The 24642-nt window shown below is 57.3% G+C and carries 30 protein-coding genes and 1 pseudogene; 11 read left to right on the forward strand and 20 right to left on the reverse strand.

Annotated features, from left to right (window positions below; all coding sequences use genetic code 11):
• The first annotated feature begins 13 nt into the window (after positions 1-13).
• The 3 genes from CAF65_RS12600 (at position 14) to CAF65_RS28725 (ending at position 3061) form a co-directional block, all read left to right on the forward strand.
• The gene (locus CAF65_RS12600) at positions 14-1423 is read left to right on the forward strand and encodes an MBOAT family protein (RefSeq protein WP_085716572.1); all 1410 of its coding nucleotides are present in this window, start codon (positions 14-16) and stop codon (positions 1421-1423) included.
• Positions 1423-2580, forward strand: a complete 1158-nt coding sequence (locus CAF65_RS12605; RefSeq protein WP_085716573.1) for a cell division protein FtsQ — start codon at positions 1423-1425, stop codon at positions 2578-2580. Before CAF65_RS12600 ends, CAF65_RS12605 begins: the two co-directional genes overlap by 1 nt.
• A gap of 253 nt (positions 2581-2833) precedes the next feature.
• Positions 2834-3061, forward strand: coding sequence for a hypothetical protein (locus CAF65_RS28725; protein ID WP_256578639.1), 228 nt, complete (start codon positions 2834-2836; stop codon positions 3059-3061).
• Between the two features lie 234 nt (positions 3062-3295).
• Here the strand turns inward: CAF65_RS28725 and CAF65_RS12615 are convergent, their stop codons facing one another.
• A complete protein-coding gene (locus tag CAF65_RS12615; RefSeq protein WP_085716574.1) occupies positions 3296-3817 on the reverse strand; it encodes a DUF3016 domain-containing protein in 522 nt (173 codons plus the stop codon).
• 318 nt (positions 3818-4135) lie between these two features.
• Here CAF65_RS12615 and CAF65_RS12620 point away from each other — a divergent pair, with 318 nt between their 5' ends.
• Positions 4136-4348, forward strand: coding sequence for a hypothetical protein (locus CAF65_RS12620; RefSeq protein WP_008021224.1), 213 nt, complete (start codon positions 4136-4138; stop codon positions 4346-4348).
• Positions 4349-4598: 250 nt separating this feature from the next.
• On the opposite strand, the gene CAF65_RS12625 is transcribed toward CAF65_RS12620, so the two are convergent.
• Positions 4599-5330: a metallophosphoesterase gene (locus tag CAF65_RS12625; protein ID WP_085716575.1), complete on the reverse strand. Its 732-nt coding sequence runs from the start codon at positions 5328-5330 to the stop codon at positions 4599-4601.
• Entirely contained in the window at positions 5327-5797 is a 471-nt protein-coding gene (locus tag CAF65_RS12630) for a hypothetical protein (RefSeq protein WP_085716576.1), read from the reverse strand. Before CAF65_RS12630 ends, CAF65_RS12625 begins: the two co-directional genes overlap by 4 nt.
• 126 nt (positions 5798-5923) lie before the next feature.
• Between CAF65_RS12630 and CAF65_RS12635 the strand changes: the two genes are divergently transcribed.
• Positions 5924-6232 (forward strand): hypothetical protein, encoded by a 309-nt coding sequence (locus CAF65_RS12635; protein ID WP_085716577.1) that lies wholly within the window; start codon positions 5924-5926, stop codon positions 6230-6232.
• Positions 6233-6309: 77 nt separating this feature from the next.
• Here CAF65_RS12635 and CAF65_RS12640 read toward each other — a convergent pair whose 3' ends face one another.
• A complete protein-coding gene (locus CAF65_RS12640) occupies positions 6310-6627 on the reverse strand; it encodes a hypothetical protein (RefSeq protein WP_085717046.1) in 318 nt (105 codons plus the stop codon).
• Positions 6628-7044: 417 nt separating this feature from the next.
• Here CAF65_RS12640 and CAF65_RS12650 point away from each other — a divergent pair, with 417 nt between their 5' ends.
• Complete coding sequence (locus CAF65_RS12650; RefSeq protein ID WP_085716578.1) at positions 7045-7401, forward strand: hypothetical protein; 357 nt, start codon at positions 7045-7047, stop codon at positions 7399-7401.
• 85 nt (positions 7402-7486) lie between these two features.
• On the opposite strand, the gene CAF65_RS12655 is transcribed toward CAF65_RS12650, so the two are convergent.
• The 4 genes from CAF65_RS12655 to CAF65_RS12670 form a co-directional block, all read right to left on the reverse strand.
• The gene (locus CAF65_RS12655) at positions 7487-7696 is read right to left on the reverse strand and encodes a hypothetical protein (protein WP_085716579.1); all 210 of its coding nucleotides are present in this window, start codon (positions 7694-7696) and stop codon (positions 7487-7489) included.
• Positions 7697-7711: 15 nt separating this feature from the next.
• The gene (locus tag CAF65_RS12660) at positions 7712-8335 is read right to left on the reverse strand and encodes a LysE family translocator (protein WP_085716580.1); all 624 of its coding nucleotides are present in this window, start codon (positions 8333-8335) and stop codon (positions 7712-7714) included.
• A gap of 131 nt (positions 8336-8466) precedes the next feature.
• Complete coding sequence (locus CAF65_RS12665; protein ID WP_085716581.1) at positions 8467-8874, reverse strand: DUF2000 domain-containing protein; 408 nt, start codon at positions 8872-8874, stop codon at positions 8467-8469.
• Positions 8875-8923: 49 nt separating this feature from the next.
• Positions 8924-9778, reverse strand: coding sequence for an AraC family transcriptional regulator (locus CAF65_RS12670; protein ID WP_085716582.1), 855 nt, complete (start codon positions 9776-9778; stop codon positions 8924-8926).
• A gap of 68 nt (positions 9779-9846) precedes the next feature.
• On the opposite strand from CAF65_RS12670, the gene CAF65_RS12675 reads away from it, so the two are divergent.
• Together CAF65_RS12675 and CAF65_RS12680 are read left to right on the forward strand one after the other, a co-directional pair.
• Positions 9847-10224, forward strand: a complete 378-nt coding sequence (locus CAF65_RS12675; protein ID WP_143492100.1) for a MaoC family dehydratase N-terminal domain-containing protein — start codon at positions 9847-9849, stop codon at positions 10222-10224.
• A 4-nt stretch (positions 10225-10228) separates the two neighbouring features.
• Positions 10229-10834, forward strand: coding sequence for a TetR/AcrR family transcriptional regulator (locus tag CAF65_RS12680; RefSeq protein WP_085716583.1), 606 nt, complete (start codon positions 10229-10231; stop codon positions 10832-10834).
• A gap of 386 nt (positions 10835-11220) precedes the next feature.
• Here the strand turns inward: CAF65_RS12680 and CAF65_RS12685 are convergent, their stop codons facing one another.
• The 4 genes from CAF65_RS12685 to CAF65_RS12700 form a co-directional block, all read right to left on the reverse strand.
• On the reverse strand, positions 11221-11604 hold the full coding sequence (locus tag CAF65_RS12685) for a VOC family protein (protein WP_085716584.1): 384 nt from the start codon (positions 11602-11604) through the stop codon (positions 11221-11223).
• Positions 11605-11696: 92 nt separating this feature from the next.
• Positions 11697-12815: an S-(hydroxymethyl)glutathione dehydrogenase/class III alcohol dehydrogenase gene (locus CAF65_RS12690; RefSeq protein WP_085716585.1), complete on the reverse strand. Its 1119-nt coding sequence runs from the start codon at positions 12813-12815 to the stop codon at positions 11697-11699.
• A gap of 109 nt (positions 12816-12924) precedes the next feature.
• Positions 12925-13893, reverse strand: a complete 969-nt coding sequence (locus tag CAF65_RS12695; protein ID WP_085716586.1) for an ABC transporter substrate-binding protein — start codon at positions 13891-13893, stop codon at positions 12925-12927.
• Between the two features lie 154 nt (positions 13894-14047).
• The gene (locus tag CAF65_RS12700; RefSeq protein ID WP_085716587.1) at positions 14048-14887 is read right to left on the reverse strand and encodes a hypothetical protein; all 840 of its coding nucleotides are present in this window, start codon (positions 14885-14887) and stop codon (positions 14048-14050) included.
• A 108-nt stretch (positions 14888-14995) separates the two neighbouring features.
• Between CAF65_RS12700 and CAF65_RS12705 the strand changes: the two genes are divergently transcribed.
• Positions 14996-15907, forward strand: coding sequence for a LysR family transcriptional regulator (locus CAF65_RS12705; protein ID WP_085716588.1), 912 nt, complete (start codon positions 14996-14998; stop codon positions 15905-15907).
• A 277-nt stretch (positions 15908-16184) separates the two neighbouring features.
• On the opposite strand, the gene CAF65_RS12710 is transcribed toward CAF65_RS12705, so the two are convergent.
• The 6 genes from CAF65_RS12710 to CAF65_RS12735 form a co-directional block, all read right to left on the reverse strand.
• Positions 16185-16412, reverse strand: coding sequence for a YMGG-like glycine zipper-containing protein (locus CAF65_RS12710; protein ID WP_085716589.1), 228 nt, complete (start codon positions 16410-16412; stop codon positions 16185-16187).
• Between the two features lie 11 nt (positions 16413-16423).
• On the reverse strand, positions 16424-16804 hold the full coding sequence (locus CAF65_RS12715) for a hypothetical protein (RefSeq protein WP_085716590.1): 381 nt from the start codon (positions 16802-16804) through the stop codon (positions 16424-16426).
• A 190-nt stretch (positions 16805-16994) separates the two neighbouring features.
• On the reverse strand, positions 16995-18542 hold the full coding sequence (locus CAF65_RS12720; RefSeq protein WP_085716591.1) for a lytic transglycosylase F: 1548 nt from the start codon (positions 18540-18542) through the stop codon (positions 16995-16997).
• Between the two features lie 393 nt (positions 18543-18935).
• Positions 18936-19784 (reverse strand): PhzF family phenazine biosynthesis protein, encoded by an 849-nt coding sequence (locus CAF65_RS12725; RefSeq protein ID WP_085717047.1) that lies wholly within the window; start codon positions 19782-19784, stop codon positions 18936-18938.
• A 118-nt stretch (positions 19785-19902) separates the two neighbouring features.
• Positions 19903-20532: a LysE family translocator gene (locus CAF65_RS12730; protein WP_085716592.1), complete on the reverse strand. Its 630-nt coding sequence runs from the start codon at positions 20530-20532 to the stop codon at positions 19903-19905.
• A gap of 82 nt (positions 20533-20614) precedes the next feature.
• Complete coding sequence (locus tag CAF65_RS12735) at positions 20615-21019, reverse strand: VOC family protein (RefSeq protein ID WP_085716593.1); 405 nt, start codon at positions 21017-21019, stop codon at positions 20615-20617.
• 140 nt (positions 21020-21159) lie between these two features.
• Between CAF65_RS12735 and CAF65_RS12740 the strand changes: the two genes are divergently transcribed.
• Entirely contained in the window at positions 21160-22518 is a 1359-nt protein-coding gene (locus tag CAF65_RS12740; protein WP_085716594.1) for a PLP-dependent aminotransferase family protein, read from the forward strand.
• A 115-nt stretch (positions 22519-22633) separates the two neighbouring features.
• On the opposite strand, the pseudogene CAF65_RS12745 reads toward CAF65_RS12740, so the two are convergent.
• Positions 22634-22849, reverse strand: a pseudogene (locus tag CAF65_RS12745) (malate:quinone oxidoreductase); the annotation flags it as partial.
• 107 nt (positions 22850-22956) lie between these two features.
• Positions 22957-23970 carry an alpha-ketoglutarate decarboxylase gene (locus CAF65_RS12750; RefSeq protein ID WP_085716595.1) on the reverse strand — a complete coding sequence of 338 codons (1014 nt, stop codon included), beginning with the start codon at positions 23968-23970 and terminating at the stop codon, positions 22957-22959.
• Here CAF65_RS12750 and CAF65_RS12755 point away from each other — a divergent pair.
• Positions 23876-24595, forward strand: a complete 720-nt coding sequence (locus CAF65_RS12755) for a nitronate monooxygenase family protein (RefSeq protein WP_158090065.1) — start codon at positions 23876-23878, stop codon at positions 24593-24595. The two genes, CAF65_RS12750 and CAF65_RS12755, sit on opposite strands and share 95 nt — an antisense overlap.
• Positions 24596-24642: the final 47 nt, after the last annotated feature.

Raw genomic sequence — 24642 nt, forward strand, 5'->3', positions numbered from 1 at the left:
TCGCGCCACCACCATGGTTTTTGCCTCTCTCGAGTTTCTGACGTTGTTCCTGCCGCTGTTCCTGTGTGCCTATGCACTGTCCCCGGCCGCCTGGCGCAACGTCACGCTACTGATCGGCAGCTGGCTGTTCTATGGCTGGTTGAGCCCACGGTTCCTCGCTGTGCATGTGGCGCTGACGATCACGGCATGGGTCGGCGGCTTGCTGATTGACACCTTACGGGAAGAAGGCAAGGGCCGTGTGCGGCTGCTCACGACGCTGATCGTGCTCAACACAGCGGTGCTATGCTGGTACAAGTACGCCAACATCGTCGCCGGCACGTTGATTGATGCCGCCACCTGGTACGGCGCCATGCCCCTGGACTGGCAGCGGGTTATCATGCCGGCCGGGCTGTCGTTTATCGTCTTGCAGGCGATTTCCTATCTGGTGGATGTGCATCGCCATACCGTGCCGGTTGAACGCAGCTTCATCAACTACGCCACCTATATTTCGATGTTCGGCCATTCGGTCGCCGGCCCCATCATTCGCTATGACTGGGTTCGGCGCGAGCTGAATCTACGTTTCTTCAACCTGCAGAATTTTTCCCTGGGCGCACGCCGGTTCATGGTCGGGATGTGCATGAAGGTCCTTGTGGCCGACACCCTGTCGCCCGTGGTCGATGTGGCGTTCAGTTTGCCGGCCCCCAGCTTCTTCGACGCCTGGGTTGGCTGCCTTGCCTACTCCTTGCAACTGTTCTTCGACTTCGCCGGCTACAGTGCCATGGCCATTGGGCTGGGACTGATGCTGGGCTTCCATTTTCCCGAGAACTTCGACCGTCCGTATCTGGCCAACAGCATCCAGGACTTCTGGCGCCGCTGGCACCTGTCGCTGTCCAGCTGGTTACGTGACTACCTGTATATTCCGTTGGGCGGCAATCGAAATGGCACCTGGAAAACCTACCGCAACCTGTTCCTGATCATGGCCATCGCCGGTCTATGGCACGGTGGCGACAGCTGGAACTATCTGCTGTGGGGCTGCGCCCATGGCCTCGCGTTATGCGTTGATCGTGCCTGGAGCCGTTCCACCCTACCCTCTGTACCGCCTGTGCTGTCCCATGGACTGACACTGTTATTCGTCTGCCTGGCCTGGACACTGTTCCGCGCCCCCGACTTTCATGGCGCGCTGAACCTGTACGCCGGACAGTTCGGACTGCAGGGCATCGCCCTCGGTGATGAACTGTCCGCGACCCTGCGCCCGATACACGGCCTTGCGGGGTTGCTGGGTGTGTTCGGTGTCGTCGCACCGCTGCTGCGTCCTTACTGTGAGAAACAACTTGGCGGCCTTGTGCTCTACGCCGCCACCCTTTGGCCCATCGCCGGTTTCATGCTGTCGTTCGCTCTGATTGCCAGTCGCGAAACCGTACCCTTCCTGTACTTCCAATTCTGATGACGATCCCAAGGCACACCCCGTCCCCTACTACTCAGCCAGATGATCTGGCGACACGCAGCAGTCGGTTGGCAGGCGTCGCGCTGCTGATTTTCCTGTTCGTCGGACTGCTGTCCTCTGGCAGCCTGATCGTTTCAGGGCAGATCTCGCTGTCAGCCGATAAAGTGCTGGCTCCGCCGTTTTTTGACGGCGATATCACGCATCGGATCGCCAAGGAACTGTCGAACGCTCAACTCCCCACGACGTTCGCCGAGCTGGAGCGCGGTGTCAGCTGGCTGCTCCTCGGTGACACCGGGCCGAGAGTTCGCCCGGGTTGTCCTGACTGGTTGTTTTTGGCCGATGAGCTCAAGGTCCATCATCAAGCGCAGCGTAATGCCGATGCCAAAGCCCAGGCCGTGATTGATCTGCAGCAGCAGCTCACCCAACGTGGCATTAGCCTGCTGGTGGTCATCGTTCCAGACAAGAGCCGCATCGCTGCTGAGCAGCGTTGCGCACTGCACCGCCCAGACGCTCTCGAAGGGCGCATCCAGGCATGGACCTCGAAGCTGGAAGTGGGTGGCGTGTCGAATCTGGACCTCACCGCTGCGCTGACGCCACTGGGAGCCAGCGCCTGGTTGCACACCGATACGCACTGGAGCGAATCCGGCGCGAAGGCGGCAGCCGAGGCCATCGCGCAGCGCCTGAATACCCTGGGCATCAGCGCAACGCCGCGCAGGTCGTTCATCGAAAGTCATGCCCCGCTCGCGGTGCGACCTGGCGATCTGGTCCATCTGGCGGGCATCGACTGGCTGCCGCTCAAATGGCAACCCCCCCCCGAAATGGTCGCCCAGACCAGCACCCACGAACTTCCCGTTGCGTCAGCCGCCAGCCCTGACGCTGAGGCAGACCTTTTTGGCGATGCCGACCTCCCCGATACCGTGCTCATCGGCACGTCATTCTCACGCAACTCTAACTTCGCAGGGTTCCTGCAGCAGGCACTGGGCGCCCCCATAGGCAACTTCGCCAAAGACGGCGGAGCGTTCTCTGGCGCTGCCAACAGCTACCTCAACAATCCGGCCTCCAAGGAAACGCCGCCAAGGCAAATCATCTGGGAAATCCCCGAGCGGGACCTGCAGACGCCTTACGTCGATCCCATTACCTATCGCCCGTTGCGGTAGGCCAATCGCATCCGGCCGAACCAATGCCCAACACTGGACTTTTCGTATCTACCCTGTCACACCTTCGTCACACCTGCCAGGCACAATGCAGTCAGCCAAAGGGATTTGGCCCATCTACAGAAAGCCCGGCCAGTGCCGGGCTTTTTCGTAATCCTCCATTAGTCGGACAACAGGCGTCCCCGTCCATAGGTCGTTGACGACCCCGTCCCGCTGACGGTGAATTTTCTTGCAGCTAATGCAAGGAGGTTATCGCATGGCAAAAATAAATATCCTGGCCGGGGATTTCCTTGATGGAAGTGCAGTATTTGAACCTGGCTTCATAACGATACAAACGGCTGTTTATCCATGGCCTGGCCTGAAGATTGCCACCTCCGAAATACTCGACACCCTGGTGGTCAGTAAAACTTCGTACCTGGACGTATCGAGTGCTGTCGGTTTGGGGTTGGCTGGTGCATTGGGATTGGAGCTGTCGCCGGTGTGATGTTGGCAGACGATGAGATCGAGCTGACCTTTTCGATGCAACTGAGGGATGGACGGTCGCTTCTCTGCGCCGCCGAGAAACGCACTTACCGAGACATCGAGGCAGCAATAGGCAAGCAGGCGATAACAAAACACTTCAAATAGCCTTGAATGCGCAGTCCGCAACATTCTTGAGCCCGGCCCGGCGCCGGGCTTTTCATTGCTGGCCCATGCCTCCCATGCCGGACGGGAGGATTCAATTCAACCCGGTCTGATGTTGCCCGGCGAATTGTCTGTGGAACCAGTCCGAGAGCATGGCCTTCTCGGAGTAGAGTCTGTCACCTCTGTTGGCGCGCCCCGGACGTTGGAGGTAGAGCTGATCCATGACCCTGGCGTCGGCCTGGCTCACGATCTGGTCGTTTTGTTTGAGCACGTAATGCAGATCGATGCTCGGCCAGGTAATGTCGCGCATGAAGCGCACCTCATAGGCATTTGGCCTCCAGGGTTCGTAACGACCGGCCAGATCGATGTTACGTATTTCAATTTGCAGCTGCTGGCCGGCTGGCAGGTACCGCTCGCCAAGCTTCTGGATGTAGTTGCGCAGCTCTTTCATGACATAAGCATCGGCACCACGTTCATAACCTGGACTATCCAGGCTGGCATCGCTGAATTTTTCGGGGTTCTTGAAGACGACTTCGACCGAAGACGCTGCGGTGGCAAGTGGCGCCATAAACAGCGCCAGCAGTGCGATTGAAGTGCAAACGGGTATTGAGCGCATGGCTCACCTCCACGTGCAGCGCGTTTCAGTGCATGCTGCACCGCGTTTAGTTTACGCCTGAGGTGCATGTCAGGGCACTGACATGCACCATGGTCCTTCTCCCAGGTGGCGACCTCAACTGATGGATCAGCGCTACATCGCAGACAGACGGCCCCTCAGCAGGCTTTTTCATTCCAGCGACATGTTTTTCACGAAACGCTCACAGAATGGAGCGCAGATTAAAAGGACAAAAGGATTTGACCCCGTACAAAAAGCCCGCCACTGCGCGGGCTTTTTGCTGCCTGCTAAGCTTTTCCTCACTTAAAGGAGGATCAAGCCATGCCAACCAACGACCTCGTCCCGTCCCTGATCTACAAACTCAACGAAAACCAGCTCGCCATAGCGGCGGCTGTGGAAGATCTGTCCGTTTGGATTGAACAGCTTCATGGGCCCGCTGAAGATGGAGCCAGAATCCGCAACTCACTGACCAAGCTGGATGAAAACCTGGAATTCATCACGCGTGGGGTCGCCGAGTTGTTGAATGATCGATAGCTCTATAGGAGCCTTCTCTCCTCGCTATGTAGTGGTCTAATGAAACCGGACACCCATTCAGGCGAGAATGCTCACCAGATAGAGGTGTCTGATGACCAAACAACGTCGTCCCTTTTCCGCTGAATTCAAACGCAAGGCCACAGGCCGGGCTGCAAACGACCTGCCCCATGCGAAACGTGACGAATGATGTTGCACAGACTGGGTTGTCGCATTTCTTTCGGGCAGCGTGGTTTTGGGGCAATGCTCATGACTATTCCTCCCAATCCCAGCTCAGCTTCGGATCAATGGCCGGGTAGGCCTGGAGGGTTTGCAGATTCAGCAAGGTGAAGTGGCCGTCCATCCAGCCGCCAGTGTCTATGTGGTAGACATTGCCGAGAACGGCTGGCTGGCGCACTGGTGTATGACCAACCACAACAGCCCTGACCCCACCAACAACCTGGGAGCTTTCTTCAAAAATGCGCTTCCTCGACCATTGGGCAATCGCTGCAACGTGAGCTGCTTCCACGGGGCCTCCCTGCTCGATCGCCCATACGAATTCATTCCAGTGGTCATATGGGCAGTCGGCATGGACGATCCCGATAAGTCCCGCTGGCGTCCACACTTCGATCACCAGTGGCAAGTCGGCCAACAGCTCGGAGTAATAAGCTTGCTCAACTGACGAGTGCGCATAGAGCCAAGAACCACCGTTAATGAGGTGCATGCCCCTCATGCGACCTTCAGGGTCTGCACGGTAGGCCTCTACTGCCATCTGCTCATGATTTCCACGCACGGCGTGAAACCATGGCTTGACCAGCCATAAGTCAACCTGCTCCGACTCCGGCCCGCGATCCACTAGATCACCGACGCTGAAAAGCCGGTCAATATCAGGATTGAACTGAACTGTATCCAAGGCGGCTTGCAACCTGGAGAAGCAACCATGGATATCACCAACCGCAAAGTCCCGGCCGATTTCGTTGATTTTGAAGCGATCAATCCGATTCATGCCGCCACCTCGCCCAGCAAATCGGTGAGCACCACACCGTGCGCCGTGAAACCGGCCACGATGCGGTCCGTGTACTGGCTACCCCGGGCGTGATTGAACAAGCGAATCACCTGGAAGCCATCCGGACCGAACAGCGCGCCCCCGCCCATCAAATCGAGCTTCTGCCCGTAGCTCAGATGACGCATGGTGTGATACCAGCCCTCACGAAAGTCGGCATCCTCGTTGTGCAGAATCTGTACCCCGAAATGCAGCTTGCAGTAGCTGCACGCGTCCTCGGCACCACCGATCTGCATCATCTCGGCAACACGCTGGTAAAGAGCAAACCAGAGGGCGTTCTGGTCGAGGGGGCGATCCTTGCCCGGATGCAGAGAGACCACAGCGTACTTCTTGTCCCGGAACATGGTGTTCAGCCTCGTGATAGCCTCAGTGAACCTGGCTTGGCTGTTAACGCTGATTTTACCAGTCATTGCGCCGCCCTCTTCGCTTCCAGTTCACTATGAGCAATCGCAAGCCCAACAACATGCGGGGACGGATCGAGCGGTCCTGCCGGGCGTTGCTCAGCACCAACCACGGGCACATTTGCCGCATTCGGAATGAGTGAGCACTTCGCCCGCAAAGAGGCGAAGCGCAAGGTTCGCGGCTTCAAGTTTGAGAAGGGTCAGCGGATAGAGTTTTCCATGAGCCAGTGGCTTCAGGATGTAGAAGACCGCGTGATCAAGATCATGGACGGTAAGCGTGTCGCTCAACTCAGCAGTATGTTCGATGCCCCCCAGTACGCCGCCGAGTATGCGGAGCGCATCCGTAAACTGGAGCGGTGCCGCGACGTGATCATCAGGTCGCTGATCATTCTGTCTGGATCAGCACGCTCTTCGATTATGGTCACCTCACCACTTGGCAGGTGATGCTCAAGCAGCTTTCCCCCTGACACCGTTCCCATGCCCGTTTCCAATGTCATCCAGGCCTGCATTCGCAGATATGATCACGACCCTATGTGCGAAAGCTCTTCGTCAATGATTCGCTCTGCATTCTTCGCAGCGGTTGTCGCAAACTCGTAACAGACCCAGTAGTCCTGCTCTGTTACGGATGCAGATCCCTGCAAGTTCTCCAGGCAGCGCGTTAATGCATGCTTTATCAAGCCATTATTTAGAACATTGCAGGCTGCCTCTTCACCTTCAACCGCTCGAATGGCAGCTTCGATTTCTTTGATCTGCTCAATCTTTGCCGCCAGCACGACCTTGGCGAACTCATCTCGCTCGATGATTTTGGTCCAAGAGTGATCAACTATCAGCGTTTTCATTAGTAGCCCCCTGTCTTGCGGACTCATGCCAAGCAATCAAGCAATAGCCCAAAAACCCGAATCACGCCAGCCCGGGCAAGCCCCGGCATAGGACGCCCCATGCCCACAGAAAACCCGCCGACAGATCCATTCGGTCCAAATGGTCGCACCTTTCACATTCATCTGTGCGTGCGCGGCGCGCTACGCGAATTCAGCAAACGCCAGCTCAAAGGCATGTTCTGCTTTTAAGCCCAAGGCAAAGCGGTTTTACCGTTCGGGCCGCCCTGCGAAGGTTTCGATTTCACCGGCGGTGAATGCCCATGATCTGGTATCGATGGAGTGATCATCGGTCTCACCTTTTGTCGCAAGTCGATTGACTGACAGGGGCCTTGGGAGCTCAGTAATCAGCCGGCCAAACCTGATCAGAAGAGAAGCACCATGTCGAAAATTACAGTGATATCCGGTGACTTTCTGGCAGGTGATGCCGAATTTCAATCTGGACGGTTCACTCTAAAATCCGCATTAAAACCTTCTCGCGAATTAACGATATCCATTTCAAAACTAGAAGCCCTGGAAACAGCAACCGAAGAAGTCGTAAACAAGAAAGGAAGCGTTATTCGATGGAGCCTGGCTGGAGCATTGCTTTTAGGGCCGATTGGGCTAGTTGCGGGCTGGTTGCTATGTGATAAAGAAAGGGAAATAACCTTCTACGCAAAATTCAAGGATGGCCGCTCTCTTCTTGCTACAACTGATATCGACACTTACTCCAAAATCTCTGCCTCTCCCCTCAAGTAACACCTGTAGCAGAAGTTCTTGTTGGTGCCTGACAGTGCTTGGCCGGCACGGCCAGCACCCAACAGCAAACTACAACGGCCCTCCGTTAAGCGTTCGTACCGTTTTTCATTGGCGTGCGCCAGGTAAAGTGCAGCACGAGTGTCGTGAACAAGAAGAACGGAAGGCCGACACCGATTGAAATTTTTTCAGTCATCAGTAGGCCGGCTCCTCCACCTACCACCGCTGCAAGTATCAGAAACAAAATATCGCTTTCCCGTTTGGCTGGACGCACAAAATATCTGAGCAAAGTCTGCATATTTACTCCAGTTTTCTAGTCTTGGAAGAATTCTCGAATAACCAACATCACGGCCAGGCCGATCATGATCACGCCGGAAATTCTTCCTACGACCCGTGCAACACCTGGACGGGTTCGCAACGCCTTGTTCGCCCCGAAGCCCACCATTGAATAGACCACCGAGCAGCTCGCCGTATAAACCAAGCCGAGCGCCAGGATTTGAGCGGGGATGCTCCAGGTAGCAGTTTCAGACGTCCACGGCGGCAAGAAGGCGAGGAAGAAGATGAACGCCTTGGGATTCAAGCCGCTGACAAGCGCACCCTGTCGGAACCAAGTCATCCAGCTGCCCCCATTTTCGGCTCCGCTATCAGCATGCGGGACAGGCGGATTGCGCAACATCCCATAGCCCAGCCATGCCAAGTACATGGCACCCACTACGGTGAGGATGGCCATGAGAACCGGGTTGCCGGCGATCAGTACGCCCACTCCCGCAGCAATCAAAATGGTCAGTACCACATACCCGGCCAGCAGCCCCAAAACGGAAGCACCAACACCTCGGTTGCGAATTCCAGCCGAGATCGCATATGCCCAGTCAGCGCCGGGCGTAAAGACAAAGAGAAGTGAAAAGGCCCAGAAAGCCACCAGTGTTGATTCGCTCATGCTGGCTCCAGGGGGCTGAAGAAAATCTGTGATGTGTGCATGTTGAACTCGGAGTAAAAATCACCGCCCGTACCTATCCCGGAAACCAAGTCTGAGGTGGGTACGGTGCGTGGTAGATAAGCGTCAGAGATTTACTTGTGCAGCGAGAGACCTTTGATGGCCTTGTCGACTGCTTTTTTGGTGCCGCGAATGGCAATGCCGACGAAATCCATGTTGGCCGGATCCTCCTCGAGGAAGACCTTTCGGTTCGCCTCGTCATGACCGGTAGAGAACATGGCGAACACATACGGCAGCATGGTCAGCTCACGCTCCAGGCCTACACGGTGGGCCTTCTGAATTTCCTCAAGACTGGCCTCGAAGATCAGCATTGGCTGGCCGGAGATGTTTCCGTAGCAATGGCCGTTGGCATCCACGTAGGGCTCCCCCATGACCTCAGGCGCTGCTGATGGGATGCCGGTTGCAAGAAAGGCGACGACGTTCATCCGCTGCCACATGGCAAGGTCATTGCGGACGATGATCGCTATTTTAGTGTCGAACATTGCGTACTCCTTCAAAACTGAACAGTGATGATGGAGTCGAGAGCGGGCTTCAGTCTGTTAGATTTGTGCACAGCCGCTGATAGGCTGCTGGGGTAAGGCGGTAAGCGCGGCGGAACCATACGCCCATGTGGCTTTGATCTGAAAAGCCCACTTCGGCGGCCACTTCTGCTGCAGGCTTGCCTGCGGCCAGTAACGCTCGAGCAGCTCGTAGTCTGAGCCTGATCAAATAGGCGTGCGGCGTCTGGCCGTAGGTACGCTTGAACTGCCGGGTGAGCCTGAAACGGTCAATGCCAGTGTAGTTGGCGAGCTCATCCAGGCTGACGTCCGTGGCCATCAGGACATGCAGGAAATCTCTGGCCCTTTCCATCACAGGCGCCGACTCGGCCTTGTCTGATGGCTGCGCTGGTCGGAGGTGCTTGGAAAGTACCTCCATGAGCAGGTCCAGGCTCTCATCTCTAGCAAGACGGCCTTCGTTCTGATGAATGGCCAGGAAGGCACGCTGTATCGCATCCCTGAGGGTGACATCGTCGGTCAGGGTGTTGCGAAAGGCGGCACCGAGAGAGGATGCATCTCCCACTCCGAGGCGGTCTGTCATGCTCGATACCCACCGCTGTGGGAGATAGAGCATGCCGTAGGTGAAGCCCTCAGGTTCGGGGGCGAAGCCATCATGCAGCGCGCCTGGTTCGATCAACATCGATCTGCCAGGTGTGCTGGTATGCGTTAAGCGATTGCAGCTGAAGCGCTGCACACCTTGGTGCGTCACTCCCACCAACATCTCATCATGATCGTGGGGATCGTAGGCGTGGCCTTGGAAGTGTGCATGCACGCTTTCGATCCCGGTTTCCTGATCGCGGCGAATGTTGATCCAATCACTTCCGATTTGGCCATCGGACGGAAGAGTCATTTGAACACCTATGCTCTGGTCGTCGATGCTGAACTAGCACTTTAGACGACCATTCTACCCATTCAAGCTTGAGCTGGTTACTCGGCGTACTGAGCGATGCCATTGCCGAACGACCAGTTCTCCTTGACCACAACGCTGCCCGAGACACGTTTTTCCAGGGACTTGCCGCGAGCGGTTGGCAGACGGCGGGCATCACAATGCGTTTGCTGGTAGCAAGCCTGCCGCTTGCACGTGGCATCATTGGCGCCGGTGCAGAGATGGCCTGGCCTCAAGCGACACGACCCGGTGACGTGCTGCGCGTCACCAGTAAAATCATCAGCATCTCGCCGTCTCGATCCAAGCCAGACCGGGGAATCGTAGTGGTTGAATGCATCACGTCTAATCAGAAGGATGAGGTCTTGCAGCGAATGGTGACCAAGATCTTGTGCTTCAAGAAATCAGGGTGACACCGTGGGACGCTCATCGCAGTCCAAAGCTAAAGAGAACCGTGCTCAAATAGTCCAGACAGCTTCGCGAATGTTTCGTGAGGCTGGCGTCGAAGGCGTGTCCGTAGCTCAGATCATGGCCGCTAATGGAATGACTGTCGGTGGTTTTTACAAGCACTTCGAGTCCAAGGACGCATTGATAGCCGAGGCGTTCTCTACGGCATTCGAGCAATCTCTTGAGGCCTGGAACGAGGTTTACACTCGAGCGGATCAAGCTGCTGAAGACAGAGCTTCTTCGTTGGTTCGTCAGTACCTTCGCAATAGCTCGGCGAAGAATCGCTGTCCCCTGTTGGCATTTGCCCCTGGCGTAGCGACTGGAGGGGTGAATCAAACAGGCGCAGAAGCTTACGAAGCGGGCGCGAAAAGTCTGCTCGATAAATTCATGGAAGAAAGAGTGGGTGAGGTGGGCGATCTGGCTCAGCCCACTGAAGCCGAAAACGAGGCATTGGTGATTTTCGCTGCCATGGTTGGGACGCGATTATTGGCTCAATCGGTCGACCAGAGCCCATGGATTCGAGCAATGGAAGCCGCTGTTAACGTGGCCGCCAGTAAGCCAAACCAACTAGGGTAACTTTCCGCAGATGAATCAGATGACGCTGTTGAGCGATGGGTGTATCCCGCAATGGCGTGGATACCTGGAGCGATTGCAAGCAGCTCCTTGACTAGCTTTTGCCGACAACCGCGAACGGCGGCTTTGGATTTGCAGCCCTTTGAGAAAGGCAGCAATCGCCGAAGCAGTCACTTGGATGGGCCTGCTCGTACTGCAATTAAACAAATTGCGGTAGCTGATATCGCAGGCTATCCGTCAGTTAAATGTTCAACGGCACCGGCCAGAAGCAGTCCTCCGAACGCCAAGGTTAAGCGGGCTTGTTCAAGCCACCGTTGCAACCTTACGGTTACTAATCCTTGCGAGTAAGGGCTAATGACGAAGCATCCAGGGATGCCTCGTCTTGACGCTTAGGCTGGCTTGAAACAGTACGCAGCCAGCTTGTTCCCATCGAGATCCCGCGCGTAAGCCGCATAGGCGTCAGGTGCCCAGCCTCGCGGACCCGGTGCACCTTCGTCGGTGCCGCCACTGGCCAGCGCCGCGGCGTGAAAAGCGTCAATGGCGGCACGACTCGGTGCCTCGAAGCTGATGGTGACACCATTACCCACGCTGGCCGGGGCGCCGTTCGCCGGTTTCAGAACGAAGAAGGACGGAGCGCTCTCACCCCAGATCGAACCATTCTCGTCCAGATCAGCGATGCGTTTTTGGCCCAGGGTACCCAGGACATTGTCATAGAAGTTGCGCGCTTTTTGCAGGTCGTTGGTACCGACGGTCACATGAGTGAAAATGGTCATCTTGGTGCTCTCTTTGGTGTAGACACGGTGGGTTGATGTTGCAGGTTTTCGCGCCTTTGACTCGCCCTGACAGGCTTCGCCAATCTGTTGAGTCAGCGATCGAAATGGATAACGGTGCGGATGCTTTCGCCTTTGTGCATCAGGTCGAAGGCTCTGTTGATCTCCTCCAGCCCCATGGTGTGGGTAATGAAACTGTCCAGCGGAATATCGCCCTTTTGCGCGTTCTCGACATAGCTGGGTAGCTCGCTACGTCCTTTCACACCGCCAAATGCCGAGCCGCGCCAGACGCGCCCGGTCACCAGTTGGAAAGGACGGGTACTGATTTCCTGTCCTGCGCCGGCGACGCCAATGATCACCGACTCGCCCCAGCCCTTGTGGCAGCACTCCAGGGCGGCGCGCATCAGATGGACGTTGCCAATGCATTCGAAGGAATAGTCCACACCACCCTCGGTCATCTCGATGATCACGTCCTGGATCGGCCTGTCGTAATCCTTGGGATTGATGAAATCGGTAGCACCCAATTGCCTGGCAATCTCGAACTTGGCCGGGTTGATATCGATCGCGATGATCCGGCCGGCCTTGGCCATGGTCGCACCGATAATGGCGGCCAGCCCGATGCCCCCCAGACCAAAGATTGCCACGCTGGCTCCCTCCTCCACCTTGGCCGTATTGGTCACCGCGCCAATGCCAGTGGTCACACCACAACCGAGCAGGCAGACCTTCTCCAGTGGCGCATCCTTGGGGATTTTGGCCAGGGAAATTTCGGGAAGCACGGTGTATTCGGAAAAAGTCGACGTGCCCATGTAGTGAAAAATCGGCTGTCCTGCATAAGAGAACCGGCTGGTGCCATCTGGCATCAAGCCTTTGCCTTGAGTGGCACGGATTTTCTGACAAAGATTGGTCTTGCCGGATGTGCAGAATTTGCACTCGCCACACTCCGGGGTGTAGAGCGGGATCACATGATCGCCCACCGCCAGTGAAGTGACCCCCTCGCCAACCGCTTCGACGATACCGCCACCTTCGTGGCCAAGAATGACGGGGAAGATCCCTTCGGGATCAGCACCAGATAACGTAAACGCATCGGTATGGCAGACACCTGTCGCAACAATGCGTACCAGCACCTCGCCGGCTTGGGGCGGTGCCACATCGACTTCGACAATTTGCAGAGGCTGATTCGCCGCGAAGGCGACGGCCGCTCGTGATTTGATCATGTTCGTGATTTCCCGGACGCAAAGAGACGCCGTTCCTGTGTAGAAACAGTCAAGAGATTGTGTTCAGAGGGGCGTAACAGAGGGCGGGCGTCCTTGCCCTGGAGGCCGCTTAGAGCGATGCTTCGATCTTCTTTGCTGCGCCTTCGTCGACCCAGGTATGCCAGATTTCCGGGTGTTCCTTGAGGAACATCCTGGCCAGCTTCGGCGATTCGATGCGTTCCCGGGTCATCCTCGCCAGGTTCTGATTCAACAAGTCGATGGGAATGTTGACCTTCTCCAGTACCGCGACCAGTTCAGGAGCCTGTTCATGAAAAGCCTTGGAGAGTCCCACCATGGTGATGACGTCTTTGTTGGACCCGGTCTTTTCCTCCAGCCTTACCGCATCGATCTGCCCCATCAGCGGCGTCGGTGACCAGTAGTAGAACAGCACCGGTTCCCCGCGTTTATAACTGGACAGGACAGCCGCATCCAATGCGGCACCAGTGCCTGGCCGGAAATTCGTGAACGTGTTTTCAAGACCGTACTCTTTCAACATCTCGGTATTGTCCTGCTCACAAATCCAACCCGCAGGGCAGTTGTAGAAACGACCTTTGGACGGCTCCTCCGAATCGTGAAAAACACTCGCGTACTTGCTCAGGTCCGCGACGGCCCTGAGGTCGGGCGCCTGCGCTGGCCGGTTACGTTTAGCGTCCCCTTCAACGACATAACGCGGCACATACCAACCCTGAGTCGCACCAATGATCGGAGCGCCAACCCCGACAACCTTTCCGGCCGCCGCCGCCTTTTTCCAGACTTCGCTGCGCTCCATCCACTCTTCACCAAACACTTGAATGTCGTTGCCGGCCAGTGCGGTCTCGAGAATGATGGTGTTACCCACCAACTGATCCGTTGCACAGCCATAACCATCCTTGAGCACGATCATCATGATGTCGGTGAGGAGCATCCCGCTCTCCCAGTTCAGCCCGGCAAATTTCACCGGCTTGCCCGATTCACACCACCCTGAAGCCTGGCTTGAAGCACTACCGACAAGCAAGCCAAGGGTGAGCAACGAGGCCAACAAACTCTTCCTGTTTTTCATGATCAGACGCTCCGAATCATTATTATTGGGGGCAGCGAACTGTTGCGTGCGACACAGGAACAAACGAGTCCATCAGATTTAGCATGGACAAGTGCGTGCGCAAACACGTGAAGCGAAGGAGTGAATCAATTGCTTTTGTTGTTATTGGCGAAGCTCAAGCTAATGGATCAACAGAGGTACGCCCGTAGAACAGCTGGCGCGCATAAGCACTGAACTCGACATTGGGCTGGTCCACGTATGCAAACACCGCGTTGAGCCTCAGCCTGTCCCCTTCCACCGGCGTGACCCGGTGCAATGAATAGCGGCCGCGGAACAATGTCAGGGTGCCGGGCACTTGAGGCAGAACTTCTACCTGCTGTGTTTGCGGGTCATCGAGGAATTGCCTGACCGCGTCATAGCAATCGTCGCTTTCATTACGCAGCATCCGCACATACTCGAAATCCCCACCGGCGCTTGCAGCCTGAAGCGACAGCGTGACGCTGAAATCTGAACGATCAAAGTGCCACCCCAACTCCTGTCCTGCCGTGAAACCCTGCAAGTTAAGGGCGGCTAATGGATCGGCATGTCGATAGAGCGTGTCCAGACCCAGAACATCTTTGATGAAAGCAAGGACGTCGTCCGATCCATAGATCTGCCGGATCAAATGGTCGGCAGGAATATCGGCATAGGCAACAGTGTCTTTTGCCGTGTTCATCAAGCGTCGTAGTGGATGTTGCGGATCAACGCTTTCGTCCTGGGGTTTGAAATAAACCGTGTGGTTTTCCCGAAAATGAAACATGTGCGAGTGCAGTGCAAGTGTCTGCTGCGCCATCGCGACAACCGATGGATTGCGAACAAAACCCGGAAAGATCGCAACGCCCTCTTGTCCCAGCAACGACTGACTGTGAGTGACCAGTGCGAGATAAGCGGGGCTGGTGCGATCGGTAATGGGGTAACGCTCGAGATCGACGAGATCGCCCAGGGTTAGTGCAGGTGTGAAAGGCAGGGTAGTCATTGTTGTTGGTCTCCGTTGGCTCTGCTGGATTCAGATTGCATCGGCACCAAAAACAAGTCACGCTCATAATTTTACGCAATTTTGTGAATTATTTTCAGGTCGATAACCATGAGACTGACGCTGGATCACTTGGTGATGTTGCAAACCCTGTCGGAAGTCGAGTCCGTCACGGCGGTGGCCGAACGCTTATGGCTCACACCCTCAGCCGTCAGTCACCGCATACGAGAAGCGGAGCGGCGGCTAGGTGTGAGCCTGACGGAGAGATCAGGAGGAAAGCTCAGGCTCAGCCCTGCCGGCGTGCGCCTGGAACGGGCCGCCAAAGACATCATCGCCATACTCAATGAGGCTGAGTCAGAAGCCCGGTCCATGGCCGGTGGCGTCTCGGCATTTGTCCGTATGGGTGTCACCTCCTACGGTCCGTTTCGCTGGATTCCCAAATTCATCAAGCACTACTCAAGTCTTCGGCCGGACATCGAAATCACACTGGTGACCGTACCCCGTAACGACGTTTACGCGAGCCTGATGCAAGGCAGACTGGACGTGTCCATTATCGATGACGGCATGGTGCCTAGCGGCGTCGCCAAGTTGCCGCTTTTCCGGGACGACTTGGTTGCGATCATGGCAACCGATCATCCCCTTGCGGGAAGGAAAAACATCTACGCCGAAGACTTCAAGACTTACAACCTGGTGACGTACTCAACCGACCGCGCCAGCGGCTGGGAATATGACCGTTTCTTCGCCCCCGCCAGCATCTTGCCGCGCCGCATGATCACGGTTGAGTTGATCGAAGCCATCGTCGAACTGGTCCGTTCAGGATACGGAATCAGCATATTGCAACGGGATTTGGTAACCCCCAGCCTGGAGCGCGGGGAACTTGCGTGGGCGGCCCTGAATGACGGCCTGGATATCGCCTGGAATGCGATCGTTCGCCCCTCGGAACGAGATGATAGCGAGGTCAGTAAAATGGTTACGGAGCTTGATACCTGGATTAAACATGCAGGAAAACCTGAACGCAGCTAATCACTGGTTAGCGCGTAAAAATGTTTTTCGGTCGATGGCTGCCCTTCGCGACGGGTTGAATCCACAGCCAAAAGCGGACTGCCGTCCCGACGTTCCCAGGCGGCATCTGGTCATAGTTCAACGACGAAGGACAACCTTATATTCACGTCGCGAAAAGTGATGTGAGCACCACTTCGCTTCCAACCTGCCACCCGCCGTCGAGGCGGCTCACAGCTGAACGGGCCTGCCGATGATCCATACCACCAGGAGGCCTGTGCCATGGCGCGGACTGGCCGACCTACTTCTGCTGCTTGCTACCTTTGATATTGCCGGCAACCCCACCGGCGACGGCGCCGATCGCCGCGCCAGTCCATCCACTACCGCCGGAGATCGCGGCAATACCAGCGCCGGCCGCAGCACCGATGGCCGCACCGCTCACCGTCCCCTGCTGCTTGGCGGTCATCGAGGTGCAACCAATCACGCTCGCTGCGGTGAGGACTGCGGCAAACCATAGAAACCTCTTCATGTTCACCTCCGCTACTTACTCTGCTTCAGACCGGGCAGGACCATCTCGAACCAGATGGTCTCGATGACGGGGCGTTTCACTCGGTCGGGATTGGCGGCGTACCACTGGTTGAGCCCTTCCCGCACGGTGTCGAGCGTATGGCCCTTCAGGCCCCTGCCGAATCGCGGAATCAGGCTCTGCTCATCGGACGGCAGTTTCGACCCATAGTAGGCCGCCTCGACCTGGTACGCATTGGCGATGCCAATGAGATAGACCTTCTTGAGTTGCTCCGACGACTGCATCCATTGCTCGCCGGTGATCATGGGCACCTCGTCCGCACGGGCAATGCCCGATGCCGTCGCCAGGGTCACGCATGCCGCCAATGCCAGAGTGCCCATTCGCAATGTCTTCATCACCTTCCCTCCTCGCTAGACTGAACCTCAACGCCGTGGCACGGCCTGCACCGGCGGCCCTGGGTCGCTTCGGCGGATCGCGCTTCGAGCCAGTCGAACTCTCCCGGAGCTTCATCGGACTCTCGCCGGCCCCGAATATCAATTGCCCGCACCCACAGTTGCATCCGCTGCACGCGAGCTACACGCAGTCTTACTCAGGTTGAGTCATGATCTGCTCCGTGACTCGTTGCTTCGCCTCCTGCGCGTCAATAATCAGCCGATAGGCGATGTAATACTTGTAGATGTTGTTGACGTAAGTCACGGTCTCCGCACCCACTCGGTCGGCAGCGACATACTCAACGTTATGGAACCAGACATTTGGGTCCAGTCCGCGCTGAGCGGTTTCTTCGCGTAGCCGGGCAACCCTGGCCGGACCGGCGTTGTACGACGCGAAGGTGAACAGGACTTTATCCAAATCGGTCATCGGTTCGTCACCGTAGTACCTGTCTATCATCACCCGCATGTACTTGACTCCCGCCTCAATGTTCGGCTGGGACCGCCTGATATCACCTACTTTTAGTTCCTTGCCTGTTGCCGGCATGATCTGCATCACGCCGATAGCTCCCACGGGGCTTCGGACGGACTGATTAAGCCGCGACTCCTGGTATCCCTGGGCAGCCATCAGCAGCCAGTCCACACTGTACTTGTCGCCGTACTGCTTAAAGAATTGAATCAAATCGACGAACTTCTTTCGCTCCGATTCGGATGCAGCGTCCTTGAGATATTTCGCGCTCTTCAGATAACGCATCAGAATGATGTTTCCCGTTGTGGTCCCTTGTCGGTGACGGGTGACAAAGTCATCAACAGCGGCTTTGAGTTGCGGGCTCCCCTTCCGAATCGCCCAAGCAATTTCGCCACCCGTACGTATGGCAATCCCTTCGTGGACGGTTACCTTGGGAAAAACCTGCTTCCAGATGTCCGCTTTGTGCGTGTCCATGACGATGAGCGAAACCAGGCCGGCATTCAGCATCTCGACCAGATCTTCATCCTCCAACTCCTCCGGTGCCAAATTGATCTTCACCAAGGGCCGCTTTTCTGCGGCGAAGCGCTTATTGAGCTCGACCAGACTCTCGTAGTAACTGGAGGACTTGCGAACAAAAACCTCCTTTCCTGCCAGATCGTCGATGCTGGCTACCCGTGGTGAAGCGGGACCGGACAAAATCACTTCGCTGACATTGGTGTACCCTGGCACGGAGAAATCCACCAATTCCTGTCTTCCGGAGGTAATGGTGAGGTTAGACGCAGCAATATCGCCCTTGCCGGCAATTAGCGCAGGGAGTAGTTCGTCCCTCTTGACCGGGACGAAGACCACTTGAACCTTTAGATGTTTCTTGGCCCCCGACTTTGCGGACGCCATCTCCTTGTTCAGCTCCTTCTCGAACAGACTGAACCACTCGTAGGTTGCGCCGCGCTGGGTACCCTTGTCGGTGAAGTAAAAGGTCTTGCTATAGATCGTGAGGACTCGAATGAACCGCCGTTTCTTCATCTCCTCAAGATCACCGGTCCACGGCTTCTGGATCTCACGCGGATCGACGGTGAGCATCTGCGAAGGCGGTGCCTCTGAGGATTCGACCGCATCAGCTGCGAGGGTCGGGCCAATAAACAAGGCCCCGAGAAATGCCGCCAGACTACCAATGATCAGCCGCAAGTGCGTCGTGCGATGCGCCAGGGGGTGAAGTAGCCGCGACAGATCCAGCATGATCACGTTCCGACAATGTAGTGAACAGCGATTCACTACTGCGATGAGCAGCCCTTCGCGCTGAGCCTTGACAGTGGTTGAGACATGGGGTTCGCGGCAGAAAATGGTGCGTAGCGACAGCAGGATCGTTACAAACCAACCACCGCAACTAAATGCACGTTTACCCAGCCCCGTACTAAAAATTAAGTCTAGGTCCCGGAGTAAAAACCACAAAGTTTTTGGCACATTCTAGAACCGACGCGACAACCGGCACACACCACCGACGAGCCCCCTGATCCTGGTAACCGCGCGAAGAGTTTCCCCAGTTTGTATGTCTTCAATCTCCGACTCAGCAGCGCAATGCAGTTATCGCCAGTAAATTCTGAGAACACTATTTCAGAGATTGGAGAGTGTCTAAAAAAGCTGGGGCGATTCACTCATGCAGCCCTGAAGGTGACCGGCAACCTGTGTGTGCGTTTTACCCCCGATCCAGAATTGGCCTGCGTTATCGCGAGCCACATGAATGCGCCCTTTACGACCGAGGCGAGTGCCTTGGGCGGCGATATAGGTATCCTCAACCACGGCTGTGCTGAACAGCCACTGTGCCAGTGAGGCGTTCAGGCTTCCCGTGACAGGGTCTTCGACGGTAGCGCCCAGGTGATCGCTGAAAAAGGCGCGAACTTCGAAAGCAGCATCACCACGGGAATGAGGGCCAACCACGCCAATGTCGATTCGGCGCGGCCAACTTCGTTGCGGATTCAGGGAAAGCACCTTCTCTGCCGAAGCCAACCTGATCCCCAACCATCCGGGACCGTTGTCGATCCAGGCGGCATCGACGACCTCGCGCATTTCTATCCCCAGAAATCGAACCGCCTCTGTCAATTCTTCCTTCGCCGGAGGGCCGGAGCGAATCAGCGGTGGCGCGCCAAAGGACAGTAGTCCTTGGTCGCGGCGAATGGAAACCAGCCCGACGCCGCACTCCTGGATAATTTCCGTCGTTTTCTTCGGTGCCCGCCCGGTCGAAAGCCAGGCATGGCAACTGCCCAATGTCGGGTGTCCGGCAAAGGGCATTTCTCTTTCCAAGGTGAAAATCCGCACCCTGTAATCGGCCTGCGGATGCGTTGGCGATAGCACGAAGGCTGTCTCCGACAGGTTAAACCAGCGTGTGAGGCGCTGCATTTCATCGGTCTCCAGCGCATCGGCCCCGATGACTACCGCCAGCGGGTTGCCGGAAAGAGGTTCGGCGCCGAACACATCGATCATCTGAAACACCAAGGTCACAACACCACTCCTTACGTTCGTGACGAGATGGGAACGACCGATCAGCCTTGATGGCGGCGTGATCAATCGCCTCGGCTTTCGGCTTCGGCACACCGGGACATCAGTCTGGCGATACCAGGAGCTTCAATCCCGCGACGGCAAACAGTGCCGAGAAAAGCCCTTGAATCCAGCGTCGAAGCCTGGTGTAGCCAGCGATCATCCGGGCGGTCGAAAAGAGGATGGCGTAGCCACCGAATATGACGACGCCGAGCAAAGCGCAGCCGCCGAGGATCGCGGCCAGGGTGCCATTGGGCGCGTCCGAGCGGAGTCCCAGCGACATGATTGCCATCCAGGACATGATCGCCTTGGGGTTCCCGATGTGCATGAGGACGCCCTGGCGGTACAGCGGCAGGTAGCGCGGCGGCGTCCGTCCGCCATCCACGCCCGTGAACGCCGCGGTCGGCTGCACGGCGGACCTGCCGGCGCGCATCGCCAGATAGAGCAGGTAGATACCGCCGCTTACCCTGATGACGAGAAGCGCATGGGCATAGGTGGCCAGCAAGGTGGAAATACCGGTCGCCGCCAGCAGCGCCCAGAAGAGCGAGCCAGTCATGACGCCGGCTGCCAGGATGAGGGCGGGTGTGCGCCCGTCACGCATTGCCGCTGCCATGATCGCCATGTTGCTCGGCCCCGGACTGGCGGCGGCCAGGGCATACATGCCAAAGGCGAGTGCGATCGGACTGGCGATCATTGAGGCATCCTCCGGCGCGTATCCCGAAACCTATGCAAGGTTTTCGGCGATCCAATCCGCTCCATGGCGTGGAGTTTCTTTATCATTCCTGGAGGTCTGCGCGATAGACGATGTGGACCTTGTTCCCATCGGGGTCGCGCAGATAGGCGCCGAAGTAGCCATTGCCATAGTGAGGGCGCGGTCCAGGTATTCCTTCGTCCGTGCCGCCACTCGCAAGGCCCGCCGCGTAGGCCACTTCCACGGCCTCTTCCGAGGCAGCCAGGAAGGCGACCATGCTGCCGTTGCCAAACGTCGAGGGCTCGCCATTGCGGGGGATATAGACATAGAAGCGTGGCAGCGATGCTGCACTGCTCACCCAACACAGCGCCGGAGGCCCGCCATCCGGCGCGACAGCGCGACGTTTCAGGCCGAGCGGAGCGAGGGTGGCATCATAGAAATGGCCGGCTCGCTCCAGATCCTGCGTGCCAATAGTCACATGGCTGAACATCGGATTCTCCATTGCCTCCCTCATCGCAGCGAGGCCGTTCGTGAAACAGTTGAAAGTCGCAAACAACCATAATGCACGTTACACTTTTGATCTATTTAAATAGTGTCACGTGACACTAATAATCGATCTGGACGTTAACAATGCTTCTTCAATCGCCCTGGATGCCGCGCCTTGCGGAGATCGACGCGAGTGTCACCGAGCGGCTGGTACTGGCTCTGGCCGACGACATTGTCGAGGGACGGCTGAAAGGGGGCGACCGCCTGCCTGCCCATCGAGATCTCGCATGGAAACTGGAAATCGGCCTTGGGACGGTGACAAAAGCCTATGCCGCCCTCGAACGCCGAGGGCTGGTGCGCAGCGTCAAGGGCCGGGGAACGTTCGTGGCGATCTGCCAGGCACATGAGGAGCGGGAGATCGATCTTTCGTCCAATGTACCGCCGGCGATGCTGACCGCCCGCCTTCTGGCGCGGACCCTGTCTGGGGTCGCGCGGAAGATCGACGCAGACCATCTCAATCTCTACTCGCCACCTGCCGGGCATCTGGAGCATCGACGTCTGTTAGCCCGTTGGCTTGAAATGCTCGGTGTAACGGTCGATCCGTCGAATCTGGCGCTGACGGGCAACGCTCGCCAGGCTATTTCGCTGGCCTTCGATCTCGCCTGTGGGCCGCAGGGCGTGATCCTGACTGAAAGACTCACTTATCCCGGTGCGATTGCGCTGGCTCGGCGCAAGGGGTATCGGATGCAAGGCGTCGAGATCGACGCAGAGGGGATGGTGCCGGAAGCGCTCGCCGATGCCCTCGAAAGCGTCGCATCGACCGTCAGCAGGGCGGTATATCTCACTCCGACGTTGCATAACCCGACCACGGCAACGATGGGCGTGGCACGAAGGCAGGCTATCGTAGATGTTTGCCGGCAGTCGGGTGCCTGGATCATCGAGGACGGTGTCTACGCACTGGGGTCATCACATGCGCCTGCGCTCGCTGCATTGGCTCCCGAGAGAGTCTTCCACGTCAATGGGCTGTCCAAGTCCCTGGGGCCCGGATTGAGGATCGGCATGCTCACGCTGCCAACGGGCATGGCCGCCGCGGCGCAAGAAGTCTTGCAAGACATCCCCATGGCTCCGTCGCCTTTGTCCTGTGCGGTGGTGGAGGACTGGCTGTCCACTGGCGTGATCGCGTCCATCCCGCAGGACTTGCGTCATGAAGCGCGTCGCAGATCGAGCTTGGCCGCTTCGATCCTCGGCGCGGTCGAACTCGTTTCGCATCCGGATGCCTATCACGTCTGGCTACCGATGCCGCGCGATGCTGCCAATCGCTTCGCAGCCGCGGCCGCCTCGTTGAGCATCAGAGTGACGGCCCCCGAATCGGTCATGGTCGAGCGCAGTGACCAGGCGGCAGGAATTCGCCTTTGTCTCGGCGGTCCGTCTCTCGAAGATTTGACGCAAGGGCTGACGCTTCTGGCAAGGCTCATGAAGAACGAGACTGATGCGATTGCATGAGGTCTGGCGAACCTGCGGACAGGCGTCTGTCTTGTCGAGTGCGATAGGGTTGGCACAAAGGATGTGGAGCGAACTCCAGGGAGGAGCAGTTCATGGTTCACGAGTACAACCTGGCGGTACCCGCATTGTTCCAGCCACTGGAGCTCTCCATTGCAACACCGTCGAGGCGCTCGACCATTTCCATTGAGAGCCCCGGTTCCAGTTCATTGAACCAGACACCCAGCGTTGCGCTCATGATGCCGCCACCGACGAGCAGCACGTCGACCTTTTCAACTTCTACGGCGTTGGACTGCGCAGCTACGAAAGACAGTGTTAAACCTGCAGGATGTATTTCAGTTTCTTCGTGTTCATCATGTGTTTCTCTCGCGATTCGCGGCCTTCCCTGCCGCTCGACTACTCTCTCGTTGGTGAAAGGTGTTTCGATAAGGCGCTTGGTTTTCAGGAGAACGCGCTTTGCATTACCAGACTTTGTTGTTCCACATGCATCGACATGTTGCCGGGTGCCGTGGAGGTGCCGGGTGGTGGGCCAACGTAGCGCAGCGATACCATCGCCGGGAGGATGTCGCGCAGATAGTCATCAACGAACTTCCACGCGCCCTGGTTGCGCGCTTCCTCCTGGGCCCAGACCACTGATTGCAGGTTGGCGTAACGAGCGAACTCATGGGCCACTGCCGCACTCGGAAACGGGTAAAGCTGTTCCACTCGTACCAGAGCGATGTGGTCGGCACTCTCGGCACGGCGCCGGGCCAGCAACTCGTAGTAGATCTTTCCGGAACAGACGATCACTTGGGTCACCTTCTCTTCTGCGGCAGGGGTGCTGAAACCTTCACCCATCACTTCCTGGAAAGAACCCTCGGCAAACTCCTTCAGCTCGTTCACCGCCTCTGGATGGCGCAACAGCGATTTGGGCGTCATCACGATCAAGGGCCGGGGCACGGAGTGCAGCGCCTGACAACGCAACAGATGTAAGAACTGCACCGGCGTCGTCGGCTGGGCGACACGCATGTTGTCTTGCGCGCAGAGTTGAAGGTAGCGCTCCAGTCTGGCGGAAGCATGTTCCGGCCCCTGCCCCTCTTGCCCGTGGGGAAGCAACATCGTCAAGGCACTGTGTTGGCCCCATTTGGCGGCAGCGGCAGCAATGAACTGATCGATCACCACTTGCGCGCCGTTGGCAAAATCGCCGAATTGCGCTTCCCACAGCACCATGGCGTCAGGACGGGCAATGGTGTAGCCGTATTCGAAGGCCAGTACCGCGGCTTCGGACAAGACCGAGTTGATCACCGCAAAGCGACCTTGGTCGGGCGCTACATGATCCAGGGGCCGGTATTTTCCCTGCCCCCTGAAGCAGATGGAGGCCATGCTGACCATCAGGCCGCCGGTATTCAGTTTCGTCTTCGGTATTCCCCCGGCGGGCATTCTTGCAGCGTGCAAGTCATTGGGTATTTTGACCATGGGCACTGCCACCACGGTGCAGGAAGCCCGGGCGCTGGAAGAAGCCGGTGTCGATTGCATCGTGGCATCGGGCTTCGAAGCCGGTGGTCACAAAGGCTCGTTTATCAAGCCTGCGCACGCTTCGTTGACGGGGATTTTTTCGCTGATACCGCAGATCGCGGATCAGGTGGCGATTCCGCTGATCGCCGCCGGCGGTATCGCCGATGCGCGAGGCGTGGCAGGCGCACTCGCCCTGGGTGCTCACGGTGTGCAGATCGGCACGGCATTTCTGGCCTGCAAGGAGTCAGCGGCGAGCCCCGCTCATCGCAAGGCACTAGGCGAGCATCAATCGACAGCTACCACACTGACCAAGGCCTTCACAGGGCGTCTGGCCAGAAGCTTCCCTAACCGAATGACCGCCGACATGGATCAACAGGAATCCAGACTCGCACCTTATCCGGCACAGGCGTGGTACATGGGTCAGCTCACCAGAGCCGGGATGAGCCAGGGCCGTGATGAATTCAATTCCTTGTCAGCGGGGCAATCCGCATCTCTGATACGTCACAACAGTGCGCAAGCATTGATGGACGCAATTGTCAGCGAAACGCCATTGGTATTTGCGAAACATTGGGCGCCCAGGAAATAAAGGCGAGGATGGTGCACTTGGCAATCCGGAATTGGCATTGAGGTCCG

This window comes from Pseudomonas sp. B28(2017) (assembly GCF_002113025.1).
GTDB lineage: Bacteria > Pseudomonadota > Gammaproteobacteria > Pseudomonadales > Pseudomonadaceae > Aquipseudomonas.

What these genes read in the sequence shown, in the direction of transcription:
- CAF65_RS12600 (WP_085716572.1), top strand. Translation starts at nt 14, where the DNA reads ATGGTTTTTGCCTCTCTCGAGTTTCTGACGTTGTTCCTGCCGCTGTTC.
- CAF65_RS12605 (WP_085716573.1), top strand. Translation starts at nt 1,423, where the DNA reads ATGACGATCCCAAGGCACACCCCGTCCCCTACTACTCAGCCAGATGAT.
- CAF65_RS28725 (WP_256578639.1), top strand. Translation starts at nt 2,834, where the DNA reads ATGGCAAAAATAAATATCCTGGCCGGGGATTTCCTTGATGGAAGTGCA.
- CAF65_RS12615 (WP_085716574.1), bottom strand. Translation starts at nt 3,817, where the DNA reads ATGCGCTCAATACCCGTTTGCACTTCAATCGCACTGCTGGCGCTGTTT.
- CAF65_RS12620 (WP_008021224.1), top strand. Translation starts at nt 4,136, where the DNA reads ATGCCAACCAACGACCTCGTCCCGTCCCTGATCTACAAACTCAACGAA.
- CAF65_RS12625 (WP_085716575.1), bottom strand. Translation starts at nt 5,330, where the DNA reads ATGAATCGGATTGATCGCTTCAAAATCAACGAAATCGGCCGGGACTTT.
- CAF65_RS12630 (WP_085716576.1), bottom strand. Translation starts at nt 5,797, where the DNA reads ATGACTGGTAAAATCAGCGTTAACAGCCAAGCCAGGTTCACTGAGGCT.
- CAF65_RS12635 (WP_085716577.1), top strand. Translation starts at nt 5,924, where the DNA reads ATGAGTGAGCACTTCGCCCGCAAAGAGGCGAAGCGCAAGGTTCGCGGC.
- CAF65_RS12640 (WP_085717046.1), bottom strand. Translation starts at nt 6,627, where the DNA reads ATGAAAACGCTGATAGTTGATCACTCTTGGACCAAAATCATCGAGCGA.
- CAF65_RS12650 (WP_085716578.1), top strand. Translation starts at nt 7,045, where the DNA reads ATGTCGAAAATTACAGTGATATCCGGTGACTTTCTGGCAGGTGATGCC.
- CAF65_RS12655 (WP_085716579.1), bottom strand. Translation starts at nt 7,696, where the DNA reads ATGCAGACTTTGCTCAGATATTTTGTGCGTCCAGCCAAACGGGAAAGC.
- CAF65_RS12660 (WP_085716580.1), bottom strand. Translation starts at nt 8,335, where the DNA reads ATGAGCGAATCAACACTGGTGGCTTTCTGGGCCTTTTCACTTCTCTTT.
- CAF65_RS12665 (WP_085716581.1), bottom strand. Translation starts at nt 8,874, where the DNA reads ATGTTCGACACTAAAATAGCGATCATCGTCCGCAATGACCTTGCCATG.
- CAF65_RS12670 (WP_085716582.1), bottom strand. Translation starts at nt 9,778, where the DNA reads ATGACTCTTCCGTCCGATGGCCAAATCGGAAGTGATTGGATCAACATT.
- CAF65_RS12685 (WP_085716584.1), bottom strand. Translation starts at nt 11,604, where the DNA reads ATGACCATTTTCACTCATGTGACCGTCGGTACCAACGACCTGCAAAAA.
- CAF65_RS12690 (WP_085716585.1), bottom strand. Translation starts at nt 12,815, where the DNA reads ATGATCAAATCACGAGCGGCCGTCGCCTTCGCGGCGAATCAGCCTCTG.
- CAF65_RS12695 (WP_085716586.1), bottom strand. Translation starts at nt 13,893, where the DNA reads ATGAAAAACAGGAAGAGTTTGTTGGCCTCGTTGCTCACCCTTGGCTTG.
- CAF65_RS12700 (WP_085716587.1), bottom strand. Translation starts at nt 14,887, where the DNA reads ATGACTACCCTGCCTTTCACACCTGCACTAACCCTGGGCGATCTCGTC.
- CAF65_RS12705 (WP_085716588.1), top strand. Translation starts at nt 14,996, where the DNA reads ATGAGACTGACGCTGGATCACTTGGTGATGTTGCAAACCCTGTCGGAA.
- CAF65_RS12710 (WP_085716589.1), bottom strand. Translation starts at nt 16,412, where the DNA reads ATGAAGAGGTTTCTATGGTTTGCCGCAGTCCTCACCGCAGCGAGCGTG.
- CAF65_RS12715 (WP_085716590.1), bottom strand. Translation starts at nt 16,804, where the DNA reads ATGAAGACATTGCGAATGGGCACTCTGGCATTGGCGGCATGCGTGACC.
- CAF65_RS12720 (WP_085716591.1), bottom strand. Translation starts at nt 18,542, where the DNA reads ATGCTGGATCTGTCGCGGCTACTTCACCCCCTGGCGCATCGCACGACG.
- CAF65_RS12725 (WP_085717047.1), bottom strand. Translation starts at nt 19,784, where the DNA reads ATGATCGATGTGTTCGGCGCCGAACCTCTTTCCGGCAACCCGCTGGCG.
- CAF65_RS12730 (WP_085716592.1), bottom strand. Translation starts at nt 20,532, where the DNA reads ATGATCGCCAGTCCGATCGCACTCGCCTTTGGCATGTATGCCCTGGCC.
- CAF65_RS12735 (WP_085716593.1), bottom strand. Translation starts at nt 21,019, where the DNA reads ATGTTCAGCCATGTGACTATTGGCACGCAGGATCTGGAGCGAGCCGGC.
- CAF65_RS12740 (WP_085716594.1), top strand. Translation starts at nt 21,160, where the DNA reads ATGCTTCTTCAATCGCCCTGGATGCCGCGCCTTGCGGAGATCGACGCG.
- CAF65_RS12755 (WP_158090065.1), top strand. Translation starts at nt 23,876, where the DNA reads ATGCTGACCATCAGGCCGCCGGTATTCAGTTTCGTCTTCGGTATTCCC.
- CAF65_RS12750 (WP_085716595.1), bottom strand. Translation starts at nt 23,970, where the DNA reads ATGGTCAAAATACCCAATGACTTGCACGCTGCAAGAATGCCCGCCGGG.